Annotated in this window: 11 protein-coding genes; 10 read left to right on the top strand and 1 reads right to left on the bottom strand. The window is 60.1% G+C overall.

Going from position 1 to position 13,529, the window contains the following annotated elements:
- The first annotated feature begins 24 nt into the window (after positions 1-24).
- The 6 genes from GX181_03880 (at position 25) to GX181_03855 (ending at position 6,282) form a co-directional block, all read left to right on the top strand.
- Positions 25-936: a TAXI family TRAP transporter solute-binding subunit gene (locus tag GX181_03880; GenBank protein ID NLM71087.1), complete on the top strand. Its 912-nt coding sequence runs from the start codon at positions 25-27 to the stop codon at positions 934-936.
- Between the two features lie 121 nt (positions 937-1,057).
- Positions 1,058-3,013, top strand: coding sequence for a TRAP transporter permease (locus GX181_03875; protein NLM71086.1), 1,956 nt, complete (start codon positions 1,058-1,060; stop codon positions 3,011-3,013).
- Between the two features lie 17 nt (positions 3,014-3,030).
- Positions 3,031-3,738: a CoA transferase subunit A gene (locus GX181_03870; GenBank protein NLM71085.1), complete on the top strand. Its 708-nt coding sequence runs from the start codon at positions 3,031-3,033 to the stop codon at positions 3,736-3,738.
- Positions 3,722-4,396: a 3-oxoacid CoA-transferase subunit B gene (locus GX181_03865; GenBank protein NLM71084.1), complete on the top strand. Its 675-nt coding sequence runs from the start codon at positions 3,722-3,724 to the stop codon at positions 4,394-4,396. The genes GX181_03870 and GX181_03865 overlap by 17 nt, the downstream gene beginning before the upstream one ends.
- Before the next feature lie 22 nt (positions 4,397-4,418).
- The gene (locus GX181_03860) at positions 4,419-5,600 is read left to right on the top strand and encodes a thiolase family protein (GenBank protein ID NLM71083.1); all 1,182 of its coding nucleotides are present in this window, start codon (positions 4,419-4,421) and stop codon (positions 5,598-5,600) included.
- A gap of 436 nt (positions 5,601-6,036) precedes the next feature.
- A complete protein-coding gene (locus GX181_03855; GenBank protein ID NLM71082.1) occupies positions 6,037-6,282 on the top strand; it encodes a hypothetical protein in 246 nt (81 codons plus the stop codon).
- A gap of 121 nt (positions 6,283-6,403) precedes the next feature.
- Here GX181_03855 and GX181_03850 read toward each other — a convergent pair whose 3' ends face one another.
- On the bottom strand, positions 6,404-7,342 hold the full coding sequence (locus GX181_03850; protein NLM71081.1) for an EamA family transporter: 939 nt from the start codon (positions 7,340-7,342) through the stop codon (positions 6,404-6,406).
- A 216-nt stretch (positions 7,343-7,558) separates the two neighbouring features.
- On the opposite strand from GX181_03850, the gene GX181_03845 reads away from it, so the two are divergent.
- The 4 genes from GX181_03845 to GX181_03830 all read left to right on the top strand — a co-directional run bounded on the left by GX181_03845 (position 7,559) and on the right by GX181_03830 (position 13,494).
- Positions 7,559-10,021 carry a PAS domain-containing protein gene (locus tag GX181_03845; protein ID NLM71080.1) on the top strand — a complete coding sequence of 821 codons (2,463 nt, stop codon included), beginning with the start codon at positions 7,559-7,561 and terminating at the stop codon, positions 10,019-10,021.
- The gene (locus GX181_03840; protein NLM71079.1) at positions 10,009-12,447 is read left to right on the top strand and encodes an HD domain-containing protein; all 2,439 of its coding nucleotides are present in this window, start codon (positions 10,009-10,011) and stop codon (positions 12,445-12,447) included. The genes GX181_03845 and GX181_03840 overlap by 13 nt, the downstream gene beginning before the upstream one ends.
- Before the next feature lie 89 nt (positions 12,448-12,536).
- Entirely contained in the window at positions 12,537-13,256 is a 720-nt protein-coding gene (locus GX181_03835; GenBank protein ID NLM71078.1) for a DtxR family transcriptional regulator, read from the top strand.
- 19 nt (positions 13,257-13,275) lie between these two features.
- Complete coding sequence (locus GX181_03830) at positions 13,276-13,494, top strand: hypothetical protein (GenBank protein NLM71077.1); 219 nt, start codon at positions 13,276-13,278, stop codon at positions 13,492-13,494.
- Positions 13,495-13,529: the final 35 nt, after the last annotated feature.

Below are 13,529 nucleotides of genomic sequence, written 5' to 3'. Positions count from 1 at the left end.
TTGGCACTTGCGCTTGTCGGCATAATGGTGTTCGCATCGGCCGGGTTGGCTGATACGTTCATAACGATCGGCAGCGGCGGCGTGGGGGGCACTTACTACCCCCTCGGAGGGGCGATGGCGGAAGTACTGACCAACGCCGGGATCGGGGTCAGGGCGACGTCCCGCTCCACCTCGGCCTCGCGCGAGAACTGCCGCTTGGTGGCGTCCGGGCGCGCTCACATAGGCATGTCCATGGCATCTACACTCTACCAGGCCATAACAGGCACCGAAGCCTTCGAACCGGACGGGAAGCTTCCGCTCCAGATCCTCATGAGCATGTATCCCGCCCCCCATCACCTGGTGACGGTGAAGGGCTCTGGCATCACGAAGCTTGAGGACATCAAGGGCAAGAGGGTGTCGGTCGGAGCGCCGGGAGGCGGCGACCAGATCCTCACCAACCTGATCCTGGCGGCCGCCGGGATCGACCCGGAAAAGGACTTCACAAAGCAGCAGCTCACTCAGCCGGAGGGCGTCATGGCGCTGAAGGACGGAAACGTGGACGCGGTGTTCTGGAACTTTGCCGCTCCCGGCTCCGCGGTGCTCGAGGTGGCGGCGCAGCGTGAAGTGGTCATGATTCCGCTGGAGGAGGACCTCGTCAACAAGATCATCGAGGTCAACCCGTTCCTCATCCCGTACACGATCAAGACGGGCGTGTACGAGAGCATCAAGGAGGACATTAGGACGATAGCGGACGGAAACTACCTGGTGGTGAGGGACGACATGGACGAGACCCTATCCTACAACCTGGTGAAGACCATCATCGAGAACAGGGACAAGTTCATGAACATAACGACCCAGGCCGAGCACTTCACTCCCGAGGAGGCAAGTGTCGGGATCACGGAGTTCGTCTCAGGGGCAAATAAGTACTTCATCGAGCAGGGAATCGATATGAAGTAGAGGGCGTTCAAGCCCGTTGAAGTCACTCCCTTCCCGGCCCCGGATCGGCTTTTCGACCTTTCCGGGGCCGGAGGGGAGGCGACTGGAGGACGCATGAATAACCCCACCAGGAGGTTTCTACATGAAGACCGAAAACAATCCGCCCGTTGAGCAGACTGTTTTAGAAAAAGAGATCGTAGAGGGAGGAAAAAGAGAGCTCAAGGGGTGGCAGTATTGGGTGGTGGCGGGCATCGCCTTGGCGGCGTCACTCTTCCACCTTTACACGGCCGCGTTTGGACTCCTCTCCGCGATGTACCAGAGGGGAGTGCACTGGATGTTCATGGGAAGCTTGATCTTCCTGATCTTCCCCGCGACGAAGAACCGCCCCAGGGACAGGATAGACCCTTGGGACTGGGTGCTGGCGGCCCTCGTGGCGGTCGGCTGTCTGAACATCCTCTTGAACTGGGAGGCGATCGCGATGCGGGAGGGCATGCCCATCGCCTCCGACATATACCTGGGCGTCATGATGGTTGTGCTGGTCATCGAGGCGGGCCGTCGGGCCATGGGATGGCCCCTTCCTTCCGTGGCGATAATCGCTATCATCTATGCGCTGTTCGGACAGTATTTCCCCGGCGTCCTGGGTCACAGCGGGTTTCCGATCGAGGAGCTGGCGCCCTTCCAGTACTTGCGCACGGACGGCATCTTCGGCGTGCCTCTCGGTGTGTCGGCCTCGTTCATTTTCTTGTTCGTGCTATTCGGGGCGATTCTCAGCGTGACCGGCGCCGGGCAGTTCTTCATAGACCTGTCGCTGGCTCTCACCGGGCGCAGCCAGGGGGGGGCGGGCAAGGCCGCGGTCGTGGCAAGCGGCCTGATGGGTACAGTGTCGGGGAGCTCCGTTGCCAATGCCGTGACTACAGGAGCCTTCACCATCCCCCTGATGAAGGAGGCGGGCTACACCTCCACATTCTCGGGAGCAGTGGTGGCGGCGTCATCCACGGGAGGGCAGGTCATGCCCCCCGTAATGGGCGCGGCGGCCTTCATCATGGCCCAGTTCCTGGGCATATCCTACTGGGATATCGTGGTCGCTGCGGCTCTGCCCGCCACACTGTACTTCATCTCCATCGTTGCCATGGTCCACTTTCGCGCCGGAAGGAGGGACATCAAGAGTTTGACGGCCGATACCGCGCCCAAGGTTGGCAAGGTCCTAAAGGAGGGCTGGCACCTGCTGCTGCCCATCATCACCCTGGTGATCTTCCTGGCCCTCGGCTATTCGGCGGTGAAGGCTGTCTTCTGGTCGATCATCATCATGATCTTCGTATCGTGGATCGGCAAGGCCGAGTACCGAATGACGCCGAAGCGACTGCTGGATGCCCTCATCAGCGGCGGGTTAGGGGCCGTGGAGGTAGCGGCCGCCTGTGCATGCTCCGGCCTCGTAATAGGGGTCATAGGGATCACCGGCGTGGGGCTGGCCTTTTCGTCGTTCGTGATAAACCTGTCGGGGGGCATTCTGCCGATGGCGCTTATCCTAACGATGATCGGGTCCATAATACTCGGGATGGGAGTCCCGACGACGGCCCAGTACATTATCACCTCGACTCTCGCGGCACCAGCCCTGTACCAGATGGGGGTGCCCTTGATGTCGGCCCACCTGTTCTGCCTCTACTTCGGGGTGCTGGCCGACGTGACCCCGCCGGTGGCGCTCGCCACCTACGCGGCCGCGGGGATTGCGAGGAGCAACGCCATCAAGACGGGATTCACGGCGCTGCTCACCGCGTCCGCCGGATTTTTGGTCCCGTACATGTTCGTATATAACAACCACCTGCTATTCCAGGGCAATCTTCTGCAGATAGCCTACTCTTTCGGCACGGCCCTGATGGCCATCATTGGCCTGGCAGCGGGGGTCCAGGGGTACTACCACTCCAAGCTGTCGCCGATCGAGAGAATATTGCTGTTCATCGTCCCGTTCCTGCTCATAGTCCCGAACATGCTCACCGACGCGGTCGGCCTGGTCATACTCGCCGGAGTGTTTCTGTGGCAGAAGGGAGCCGCGAGGCGAGGGCTCGGGCGAGAATCGGAGCCAGGTGGCACAGAATCTTAAGGAGGTGTCGACTCTTTATGGTAAACAAGCTGATTAAACCTGTCATGTCGGCCGAGGAGGCCGTTAGTCGCATCAAGCCTGGCGCTTCGCTGATGGTCGGCGGGTTCAACTTCGCGGGAGTTCCCTATACCCTGATCGACGCTCTCATGGCGCAGGGTACCGGGGATCTTCACCTGATCGCGAACGATACCCTGTACGCAAACGACCGACACCCGGACGGGGTCGGTCATGGCAAGCTTGTGGTGAGCGGCCGATGCCGCAAGGTGACCGCTTCCCACATCGGCCTGAACCGGGCGACACAGAAGCTGTTCAACGAGGGAAAACTCGAGCTGGAGCTGGTACCGCAGGGCTCTTTCGTCGAGCGAATCAGGTGTGGCGGCTTCGGCCTCGGGGGCGTGCTCACTCCTACTGGCGTCGGCACGATCCACGAGGAGGGAAAGCAGATAGTAGAGGTGGAGGGAAAGAGATACATCTTGGAGCCGCCTCTTAAAGCCGATGTCGCCATAATCCGTGGTTACAAGGCCGACCGGGGCGGCAACCTGACCTACTACGGGACCGGTCGCAACTTCAACCCGGCCATGGCGACGGCAGCAGACCTGGTGATAGCCGAGGTGGACATGATCCTTGGCCAGGGGGATATCAACCCGAACGACGTCGTGACACCGGGGATGCTGGTCGACATTCTTGTTTTGAAAGGAGACGGATACTATGCTACCCGTACTTGATGAGGAGGTCGTCCGTAACAGGATAGCCAAAAGAATAGCAATGGACCTCGAGGACGGCGTGGTGGTGAACCTGGGGATAGGGATTCCCACCCTTGTCTCGGATCATCTTCCGGACGGGGTGCACGTCCTTCTGCAGACGGAGAACGGAGTGGTGGGAGCGGGGCCCAAGCCCGAAGAGGACGATCTGCGCCTCATAGGCGCGGGAGGGCGCTGTCTGTCGCTCCTCCCGGGGTCGTCGATCATCGCGAGCGACACCAGCTTCGGCCTAATAAGAGGAGGGCACCTCGACGCCACGGTTCTGGGCGCGCTCGAGGTGGATAGCGACGGCAACCTCGCTAACTGGATGATTCCGGGCAAGATGGTCCCGGGCATGGGCGGTGCGATGGATCTGGTGACCGGCGCCAAGGCGGTCTACGTGGCGACTACTCACATCGACAAGAGAGGCAGGCCGAAGCTGGTCAAGGAGTGCACTCTTCCTCTGACCGGCAAGGGAGTCGTCAGCGTGGTCGTCACCGAGTTCTGCCTGGTAAGAAGGCAGGAGGGCCGCATGGTGCTGCACGAGATCTCACCGGAGGTCACGCTGGAGGAACTCAAGGCCAACACCACGATGGACTTCGACGTCTCCCCCGATCTCTCCCCGATGAAGGGAGTAGCGTGACGACTATGAAAGGACACGAAAGATGAGAAGAGTCGTTATTCTAAGTGCTTGCAGGACGCCCGGAGGAAAGTTCGGCGGCGCGCTCAAGAGAGTGGAGGCCCCGGACTTGGGGGCGGCGGCCCTCTCCGAGGCTGTTAAAAGATCGGGGGTAGACCCGAAGGATATCGCAGAGGTGATAATGGGCAACGGATGGCAGGCCGGGGTGGGAGCGAACCCCGCCAGGATCGCCATGTTTCGGGCGGGCCTTCCGGATGACATACCGGCCTTCACCCTGAACAAGCGCTGCGGCTCGAGCCTTAGAACGGCGATGCTTGCCGCCGACAGGATTCGGTTAGGCGATGCCGTGGCGATGGCCTCCGGAGGAATGGAGAGCGCGTCGAACACGCCCTACATCCTTCAGGACGCCCGGTGGGGTTTCCGGATGGGAGAGAAAAAGGCGCAGGACATCCTTCACAAGGACGGCTTTCACTGCCCACTGTCGGACATGCTTATGGGGGCGACCGCCGAGATCCTTGCGGAGGAGCGCTCGATCAGCAGGGAGGAGCAGGACGAGTATGCTCTGAACAGCCATAGGAAGGCAGTGGCGGCGATCGAGGGCGGTTTCTTCAAGGAGGAGATAGTCTCCGTCGATGTCAAGGACAGGAAGAAGGGGACAATCACTGTAGATACCGATGAAATCCCGCGCACCGACACATCCCTCGAGTCGCTGGCCAAGCTGCCGCCCATCTTCAAGAAGGACGGGACGATAACGGCTGGGTCCAGCTCCGCGCTCTGCGACGCTGGAAGCGCGTGCATCGTAGCGGACGCCGAGTGGGCTCAGGCCAACGGGCACAAGCCACTCGCAGAGATACTCGGATACGCCTCCGGGGCGCTTGACGCGGTTCACATGGGACTCGGTCCTGTGGTGGTGATGCCCAAGGCTCTTGAGCGCGCCGGGCTTGAGCTGAACGACATGGAGATAATAGAGATAAACGAGGCCTTCTCGGCGCAGATCCTGGCGTGCCACCGCGACATGCCCTTCGACATGGAGAGATTGAACCCGTGCGGCGGGGCGATAGCGCTCGGGCATCCGATAGGCGCCACGGGGGGCAAGATCCTTGCGACCCTCGTCTATTCTCTGAAGCGCATGAACAAGGAGCTTGGAATCGTGAGTGCATGCATCGGCGGCGGGCAGGGCGTCGCCATGGTGGTGAAGAACCTGTAGTCAAGATTCTTCGCGCAACAAGGATGCGGGGAAGACGCGGGCATTTTTATGGAGCCCGCACCTTCCCCGCATCCCCCTTGGAGGGCCGCGCTGCCTGCGGCGACATCCCGGTACTTGCAAAAAAAGGCTCTACGGACAATAATAGTATGGACATTAGGCTGCTGCATAACTGGGTGTTCAGCAGGCGATCATGTTCTCGTGTCATCATAAACGAGGCGACAGAGATACGTCGCGGGCAAACAAGGGCAGGGGCGGAGGCGACCGGTGTTGTATGTCGCACCCCTCTTCGGTACGCCTTCGACGTGCCAATACCGCAGTAGTGCTGTGGGCTTGATGTGTCTTAATACATCATCGTGAAAAGCCTGCAGGGCCTCGGATAGCATCCGTGGCCTTGCGCTCTGTTTGCTTTTCGCCGGTTGCGAGAGGGGGGATGGCCATGAGCAGAGCTTTTATCAAAGAAGACGAGGATCAACAGAGCTACCTGGAGTGGCAGAAGCTCCTGAAGGACAGGGAGGAATTGTTGCGAATCCTTGAGAAAAAAAAGAAATACATTCAGGAGGACCCAGCCGCCGAGTCGATCCCGGAGGAGAAGCGCCGCGAGATGCTAGCGAAGTACGAGGAGGAGGCGGAGGAGGTAAAGCGACTGCTGGAGGAGATGCTTTCAGAGATAAGGACTCCTTGAGCCTGCCTGTGTCCGCGTTCTTAAAGTCCGTGAAGGAAAACGCCGCAAGCCCATGAAGCGAGAAGCCGGGCCTGCGGCGTCTTTTCCATGAAGCGATCGAAGCATATCAGGGCTCTTGTGACTATGCTTGATCGCCGACCGGCGTTTCTACCTCGTCCAGGCCTTGCCTTATGATGATGACGACCGAGATGATGATAAACACGGAGGCGATGAGCATCGGAGAGGATAGGGTCTCGTCCCCCAGGGACCATCCAAGTATTATCGCGACGATCGGATTGACGAACGTGTGGGTGACCACCCGGGACGCCCTGTCCACCTTTAGCAGCCAGATGAAGGCCGTGTATCCTATCAGAGAACCAAATACGATCAGGTAGGCCAACGACAGTACTGACTTGAGGGAAAAAGCCTCGAGGGCCAGGCGGGATGGCTCCCCGGCCGCCGCGGACAGGATCAGCAAAAGGATGCCCCCGGCTGTCATCTGCATCCCCGAGGCCAACGCGCCCGATTTTGCTATGGGTGCCTTGCGCGAGCAGAGGGCCCCCAAACTCCAGCTGAAGGTCGAGACCATCAGGACTATCATCCCGATGGTCTGTCCATCCTCAAGGGATACCGAGTATCCGGACTGTGACAGGACAAGGAAGACGGTCCCTCCGAAGCCGAGGGCGATCCCCAGGGTCTCCGCGGGAGAGGGCTTTCGGGAGTGGAAGAAGAGCCAGTCCAAAATGACTATCCATAAGGGCTCGACCGAGATTATCAGCGCCGCCAGCGAGGAGGGGACCGTCTGCTCCGCCCATACGACCCCGCCGTACCCGCCCAGGAGCATCAGGGCGGCCACCTTCAAAGCCTCGAAGGATCCCTTTAACGTCGGGCGCTCCTTCTCCTTGAACAGGCACCAGACCATGAGGGCGCCACCGGCCAGCAGAAATCGGAGTGCGCCGCTGAAGAACGGCGGGATCGTCTCCACTGTAAAACGAATGGCGAGGTACGTAGAGCCCCAGACTATATAAAGCGCCGCATAAGCAGAGAAGTACAGCAGTGGAGACTGATCTCGAGCGGACATTATTCTACCCCCAAAGTGTATTCAAATCGTTGTTACATTATATCAGACGCAACGGCGGAACAGGGTTCGGGAGGAGAGCCATATCGGTCATCCCGAGCGAACGAGAGTCATCCTGCTGTTGCGGCCGCCTCCCGGCATGGCCTGTTCTTCAAGGCGTAGTTGGCGTACAATGTCCATAGGGCTTTTAGCCGTCCATCTGAAAGGTGAGGGCAAGGAATGTCCATTGATGAGAGGTTTCATCTCGACCGTCTTATAGCATCGAGTCCTGTCGTAATCATCTGGGGAGAGCCGCTTGGTAACAGGCCGGTGCATTTCGTCTCGGCCGGCATCTGCCAGTTCGGCTATACCGTGCCCGAGATAGTCATGGAGGAGACTCCGTACGACTCGATCGTCTTCGAGGCCGACCGGGAGCGGCTTCACTCCGCGTTTCGCGAGTCCCTGGCAAAAGGCGTGGACTCATTCGAGATAGACTATCGGATAGTCACCCGCTCCGGAGAGGTTCGCTGGGTGGAGGATCGAATAGTCTTTTACAGGGACGACAGGGGCGAAGCTGTCCTCTATCAGTCAAGCCTGCTTGACATCACTGAGAGAAAGACGGTCGAGCTGAGACTGGCGGAGAGCGACATGCGGCTTGAGAGAGTCCTCTCGCTGGCGAGGGTCGGTATCTGGGAGTCCGTCCCGGAAAGCGACGAGATCACCGGGGTTGGCCGGGCCTCGCTTCTGGGAATGAGCGAGGACGAGATGCCGAGGTCTCGAGGTGAACTCTGGGAGAGGCTCTTCAGTCCGGAGGATCGTGAAAGGCACGAAAAGGCCTGGAGGGACGTGCTCGAGGGCCGGGCCGATGAGTTTCAGGCGGAGCTGTCCGTCCCCCGTGACGACGGTTCCGATTTATGGATTCTGAAGAAGGGATTCCCGGTCAGGGACGAGAGAGGCGACGTCGTCAAGATTCAGGGGACGACCGTGGACATAACCGCGATAAAAAAGGCGGAGGAGCTGGCCCTGCACCAGAGCGAGAGCTTGTCGACGCTGCACGGGATATCCCTGTCCTTCATGGAGGAGCTCGACCCGGAGGTTCTTGGCCGGAGGATTCTCGAGAAGGCAACGGAGCTCGCGGACGCCGTGGACGGACTCGTAGGCGTGGTCGAGGAAGATCCGTTCTATAGGCGCAACCTGTGGGGGGTGGGTTTTTACGAAGATCTTATTGGCAGACGGATCCCCGTCACGGAAGGGATGATGGGCGAGGTGATAAGGACGAACCGCAGGCTCGTCGTCGATGACTATCGCGTCTATCCGGGTCGCATGGACTTGGACGAGTACAAGCACGTCACCACGGCCCTGTCGATACCTCTCCGGCGAGGCGAGGGTCTGTTGGGCGTCCTCTCGATCTCCTACAGGGACAGGGTCAGGGTTTTAGACGAGCCGGTTTTGGACCTGATGGAGCAGTTTGCGTCGGCCGCGGCCATCGCGCTTGAAAGCTCGTTGCTCTACAAAAAGGCCGGCATGGAGATAAGGGAGCGGCGGGAGACGGAAGAGCGCCTGCTCTCGCACCGGAAGCTCGTCGAGTCCGCCGTGGAGGCGGGGGGGTTTCTGTTCGCGGACGACTCGGAAGAGAAGTCGCTGTCGATGGCCCTCCGCACACTGGCGAGAGCGGTGGATGCCGACAGCACGGCGTTTATCAGGGCCTCTGGCCGCGCCGGCGAGGATTCCGCCGCGAGCGTACTGGTCTTCACCGGGCCTCGCGAAGATGAAAATGAACTGGCGAGCCCTCTGGACAGGGCCCGATGGGAGGAATTCTTCTCCGTTGCCCGCAGCAATCTCTCGAAGAACGAACCTTACCACGAGGTCGTGCCCGGCGGTGGCGAAGGGTCGCGCTCCGATCCGGACGCGCCTTCGACCGTGACCATGATTCCGGTGTACGTCGACGGGGCCTTCTGGGGGGCGATGGGCTTCGCTTTTAACAAGGAACGCCCATCCTTCGAGCCCTACGAGCTGGACGTGCTGCGTACAACCGCGTACAATGCGGCGGCCTCGGTGACCAGGCGAGAGTCCGAACGCGGAATTAAAAGCGGCTACGAGAAGCTGGAGGATACATTCACAGACGTGATCCGAACAATGGGGCAGATCGTAGGAAAAAAGGACCCCTACACCATAGAGCATCAGGAGAGGGTCGCTGATTTGGCCCTTGAGCTGGGAAGGAGGCTAGGGCTTGACGAGGACCGCTGTGAAGGCCTCCATATCGCGGGGCTGGTGCACGACATAGGCAAGATAGAGATCCCCAGCGAGATCCTGAGCAAGCCGGGGAAGCTGTCGAAGATGGAGTTCGAGCTGATCAAGACGCACGCGGAGTCCGGTTACGATATTCTGAGCGAGGTGGATTTTCCCTGGCCGGTCGCGGACATTGCACGCCAGCACCATGAGAGACTGGACGGATCGGGATACCCCGGGGGGCTCAAGGGGAACGAGGTTCTCCTGGAGGCCAGGATCGTCGCCGTCGCAGACGTCGTGGAGTCCATGATGTCGCACAGGCCTTACCGTCCGTCGCTTGGGATGGAAGCCGCACTGGAAGAGATATGCTCCAAGCGCGGAGTGCTGTACGACCCCGACGTGGTGGACGCATGCCTGGAGCTCTTCGCCGAGCGGCCGGACTTCCTGGAGGAGGGTGACCGATGGCCGGCATGAGGAAGACCAGGATGCCGACTCTGGGCCAGGTGTTCGTATCCAGCCCTCTGATCATCCTGTGGGGCAGTGCCTCGGAGGAGCATCCGATCGAGTACGTCGCCGGCAATATCGAGAGGCTGGGACTCTCCGCGGAGGAGCTGACCAGCGGAAGGACCTCCTTTTACTCGCTCATCCACGAGGAGGACGCCCTCGGCTTCGAACGTCTCTTTTCAGAGGCCTTGCGGGCGGGGCCCGACGAGATTCGGACGGAGTACAGGTTGGCTCGCCCGGTCGGCGAGAGCGTCTGGATCGAGGACAGGACTCTTTTCTACAGGGACGAGGATGGCAGGTCCTTTGCGTACCAGTCAAGCCTTGCCGATATCACCGGGAGAAAGCTCTCCGAGGAGCTTTTGAGGCGGAATAACGAACGATTGGCCCGGGTGCTCGAGGCCTCGAGGATATGCGTGTGGGAGTATGATCCGGAGAGAGGAATCATTCTCCAAGCTGACGGGACTGATCCGCTCAGAGATGAAGACGGCCTCGCTCGCTCCCCTCAATGGAGCATGCCCCGGGAGCTGAAGAACGGGCTAGCCGAGTTGAACGAAGGAAAAGTCCAAAGAGTCGAGTATCTTGGAAGATCTCCCTGTGCAAAAGCGAGCGACTCCTGGTCGGTGTCAAGGGCGTACCCGGTCCACGATGAATTCGGGAGGGTCAAGAGTGTGTCGGGGCTCAGTATCGACATGGGCGAACTGCACAGGACGGAGCGAAGAGTGGCCATGCAGAACGAGAGGTTGAAGCTGCTGCAATCCACGTTGCTCGCGTTCATGGAGGAGACCGACACGGACAGACTCTTGGCTCACATCCTCGAGAAGTCCCTGCTGCTTGCCAGGACCGAACACGGCAGGATCGCCCTGCTGGAGCCGGACGAGATGAGCTATCGAGTGGTCCTTGGGCGTGGAATGATGAGGGATTTCGAGGGAAGCCACTGCCCGGTCGATACCGGGCTGTGTGGGGAGATCCACCGCACCAGGAACAAAGTCGTTATAAAGGACTACCGCACGTACGAGGACAGGTTGGACGACCCGCGCCTGGCTAGGTGCAGCACCATGATAGGGTTGCCCCTGTTCAGGGGGGAGGTTTTGTACGGGCTCATCTCCGTGCTCTACCAGGACGTCCCGCGGGAGGTCGACAACGACTTTCTGTTTGACCTCGAACTTTTCGCCGGGTCAGCCTCCATAGCGCTCGAGAACGCCCGTCTCCACGGCGACGTAAGGCGCACCTTGAATGAACGTGTGCGCGCCGTCGGACGCCTGAACGACCATATAAGGCTCGTTGAGACGATCTCCGAGGCCTCCAGTCTACTGCTCTCCCAGGGCGAGGCCTCGGGGGTCCTTGAACGGGCTCTTGCTCTTACGGCCCGGGCGTTTGACGCCTGCAAGGCGGCTCTTTTCAGGATCGAGCCCTTGAAGGACGAGGAAATGTTAGCCCGACTGATAAGCACCTCGGCACAGGAGGTGCCGGAGGGCGGTTCTGTTTGCGTACTGGCGCGGCTTGACGGGGAGGATTGTTTTCACTCCCTTTTTCCCTTGCTCCAGGAGGGAGAGGTGTTCCAAGGATCCTTGGATCACGTGGATTGCCCGGAGCGTTTAGCCTCTTTCGACTGTGAGGGGACGGCCCCGTACCTTATGGCCGTGCCGGTGAACCTGCACGGCCGCCTGTGGGGTTTTTTGGCTCTCTCATTCAAAGAGCAGCGTCCGAGCTTCGTCACGGATGAATTGGACTTGCTGAAAAGCGCGGCCTACTCCATGGCCGCCTCCGAGAGTGGATGGGAGCTGAAGAGAGAGGAGAAGGCCGGGAACGAAAGGCTTCGGAAGACTTTTGCCGACGTGGTTCGCACGATGGGACGGATAGTCGGCAAGAAGGACCCCTTCACCATAAAACATCAGGAGAGAGTCGCCCTCCTGGCCTCCATGATCGGACGGATGTTGAACCTTGACGAAGCCAGGTGCGAGGGGCTTCGGATAGCAGGACTAGTGCACGATGTCGGGAAGATCGAGGTGGCCGGAGAGATCCTGAACAAGCCCGGTCGCCTCTCCGAGGTCGAGTTCGAGCTGGTGAAGACTCATCCCCGGTCTAGTTACGAGATACTCCGAGGGATCGATTTTCCCTGGCCCGTGGCCGACATAGCTCTTCAACACCATGAGAGGATCGACGGCACCGGCTACCCTCAAGGGCTGAGAGGGGATGAAATACTGCTCGAAGCGAGGATACTCGCCGTTGCCGACGTAGTCGAGTCGATGGCCTCCCACAGGCCGTATCGGCCCGCCCTGGGGCTTGATGCCGCGATGGACGAGATACGCTCGAAGAGGGGCGTCCTGTACGATGCGGATGCCGTGGACGCCTGCCTGTCGTTGCTCGAAGAGAGGCCGGATATTCTGGAGCTTTGAAAATTCGCTTCGTCTTGTCCCGTGAATATTGACATGTTGGTTCCGCAGGTGTATGATGGGTCTAACAAACCGGAGGGGGGTGAGACAGGATGTCCGTATCGTCCCGTAGCGAGGACTATTTGGAGGCGATCTTTGCCATCGAGGTGTCTGGAAGAGAGGCTACTATCACCGATCTGGCGAGCGCGCTAGGCGTGACGAAGGCGACCACGGTATCGGCGGTGCGAAGGCTGGTCGATGCCTCCTTCGCAACGCAGGAGAGGTACGGCACCCCGTCTCTGACTGATGAGGGCAGGAAGCGGGCACTGGAGATCTTCCGCAGACACGAGCATTTGACATTTCTGTTTCACGAGGTTCTCGGCTTCGAGCCGGAGCGGGCCATGTCCCTCGCGTGCGTGATGGAGCACGAGCTGGACGAGGAGTCGGAGAGGCGGATTCTCGGCTTTGTGGACTACATCGCCGAGGCTCGCAGAGAGGGGTGCCCGTGGGTCGCCGAGCTTCTGTCGGCCATGGGTGACGAGAGGAAGCTGTCGAGGCCCCTGGCCATGCTGGACGACGGTGGGTGCGGTGTGGTGTCCCGGGTGACGGCGGGAGGGCTTCTCCGCAGGAAACTTTTCGACGCGGGTTTCGTCCCAGGCTCGGAGGTCTGCCGATTCGCCGCCTCCGAGTCGGGCGAGGAGCTTCTGCTGTCAGTGGACGGAGATCCGAAGGAGTTGCGCAAGAAGGAGGCCGTTTCAGTTTGGATATGCCCGGTGGCAGAGCCGCTCTCGGCGGACCGCCGAACATGTGCGAGCGAGGAAGGAGAGGGTTGATATGTGTCCGATCAACGTGATGGCTGATGGTTCCGAGGTCACTGTTGCCCGTATTGTGGGTGGAGGAGAGTGCTCGCGAAGGCTCTCCGAGCTGGGGATAGTTCCGGGCGCGAAGGTTCAAGTGGTGCAGAACGGTGGAGGTCCTCTGCTCCTCAAGGTAGGCGAGTCGCGATTTGCCATAGGGCGGGGAATGGCCTTGAAGGTCTTTGTCGACGGCGGCTGCCAGGACGCAAACTGACGCCGAGCCGCTCTTTTTTTTACAAAAAATAAGTT

The organism is Synergistaceae bacterium, assembly GCA_012521675.1.
In the GTDB taxonomy this organism is placed as follows: Bacteria; Synergistota; Synergistia; order Synergistales; family Aminobacteriaceae; genus JAAYLU01.
This window is presented reverse-complemented; position numbering and strand designations above follow the sequence as displayed.

Coding starts and splice junctions, on each gene's coding strand:
- GX181_03880 (NLM71087.1), top strand. CDS start 25: ATGGTGTTCGCATCGGCCGGGTTGGCTGATACGTTCATAACGATCGGC.
- GX181_03875 (NLM71086.1), top strand. CDS start 1,058: ATGAAGACCGAAAACAATCCGCCCGTTGAGCAGACTGTTTTAGAAAAA.
- GX181_03870 (NLM71085.1), top strand. CDS start 3,031: ATGGTAAACAAGCTGATTAAACCTGTCATGTCGGCCGAGGAGGCCGTT.
- GX181_03865 (NLM71084.1), top strand. CDS start 3,722: ATGCTACCCGTACTTGATGAGGAGGTCGTCCGTAACAGGATAGCCAAA.
- GX181_03860 (NLM71083.1), top strand. CDS start 4,419: ATGAGAAGAGTCGTTATTCTAAGTGCTTGCAGGACGCCCGGAGGAAAG.
- GX181_03855 (NLM71082.1), top strand. CDS start 6,037: ATGAGCAGAGCTTTTATCAAAGAAGACGAGGATCAACAGAGCTACCTG.
- GX181_03850 (NLM71081.1), bottom strand. CDS start 7,342: ATGTCCGCTCGAGATCAGTCTCCACTGCTGTACTTCTCTGCTTATGCG.
- GX181_03845 (NLM71080.1), top strand. CDS start 7,559: ATGTCCATTGATGAGAGGTTTCATCTCGACCGTCTTATAGCATCGAGT.
- GX181_03840 (NLM71079.1), top strand. CDS start 10,009: ATGGCCGGCATGAGGAAGACCAGGATGCCGACTCTGGGCCAGGTGTTC.
- GX181_03835 (NLM71078.1), top strand. CDS start 12,537: ATGTCCGTATCGTCCCGTAGCGAGGACTATTTGGAGGCGATCTTTGCC.
- GX181_03830 (NLM71077.1), top strand. CDS start 13,276: ATGGCTGATGGTTCCGAGGTCACTGTTGCCCGTATTGTGGGTGGAGGA.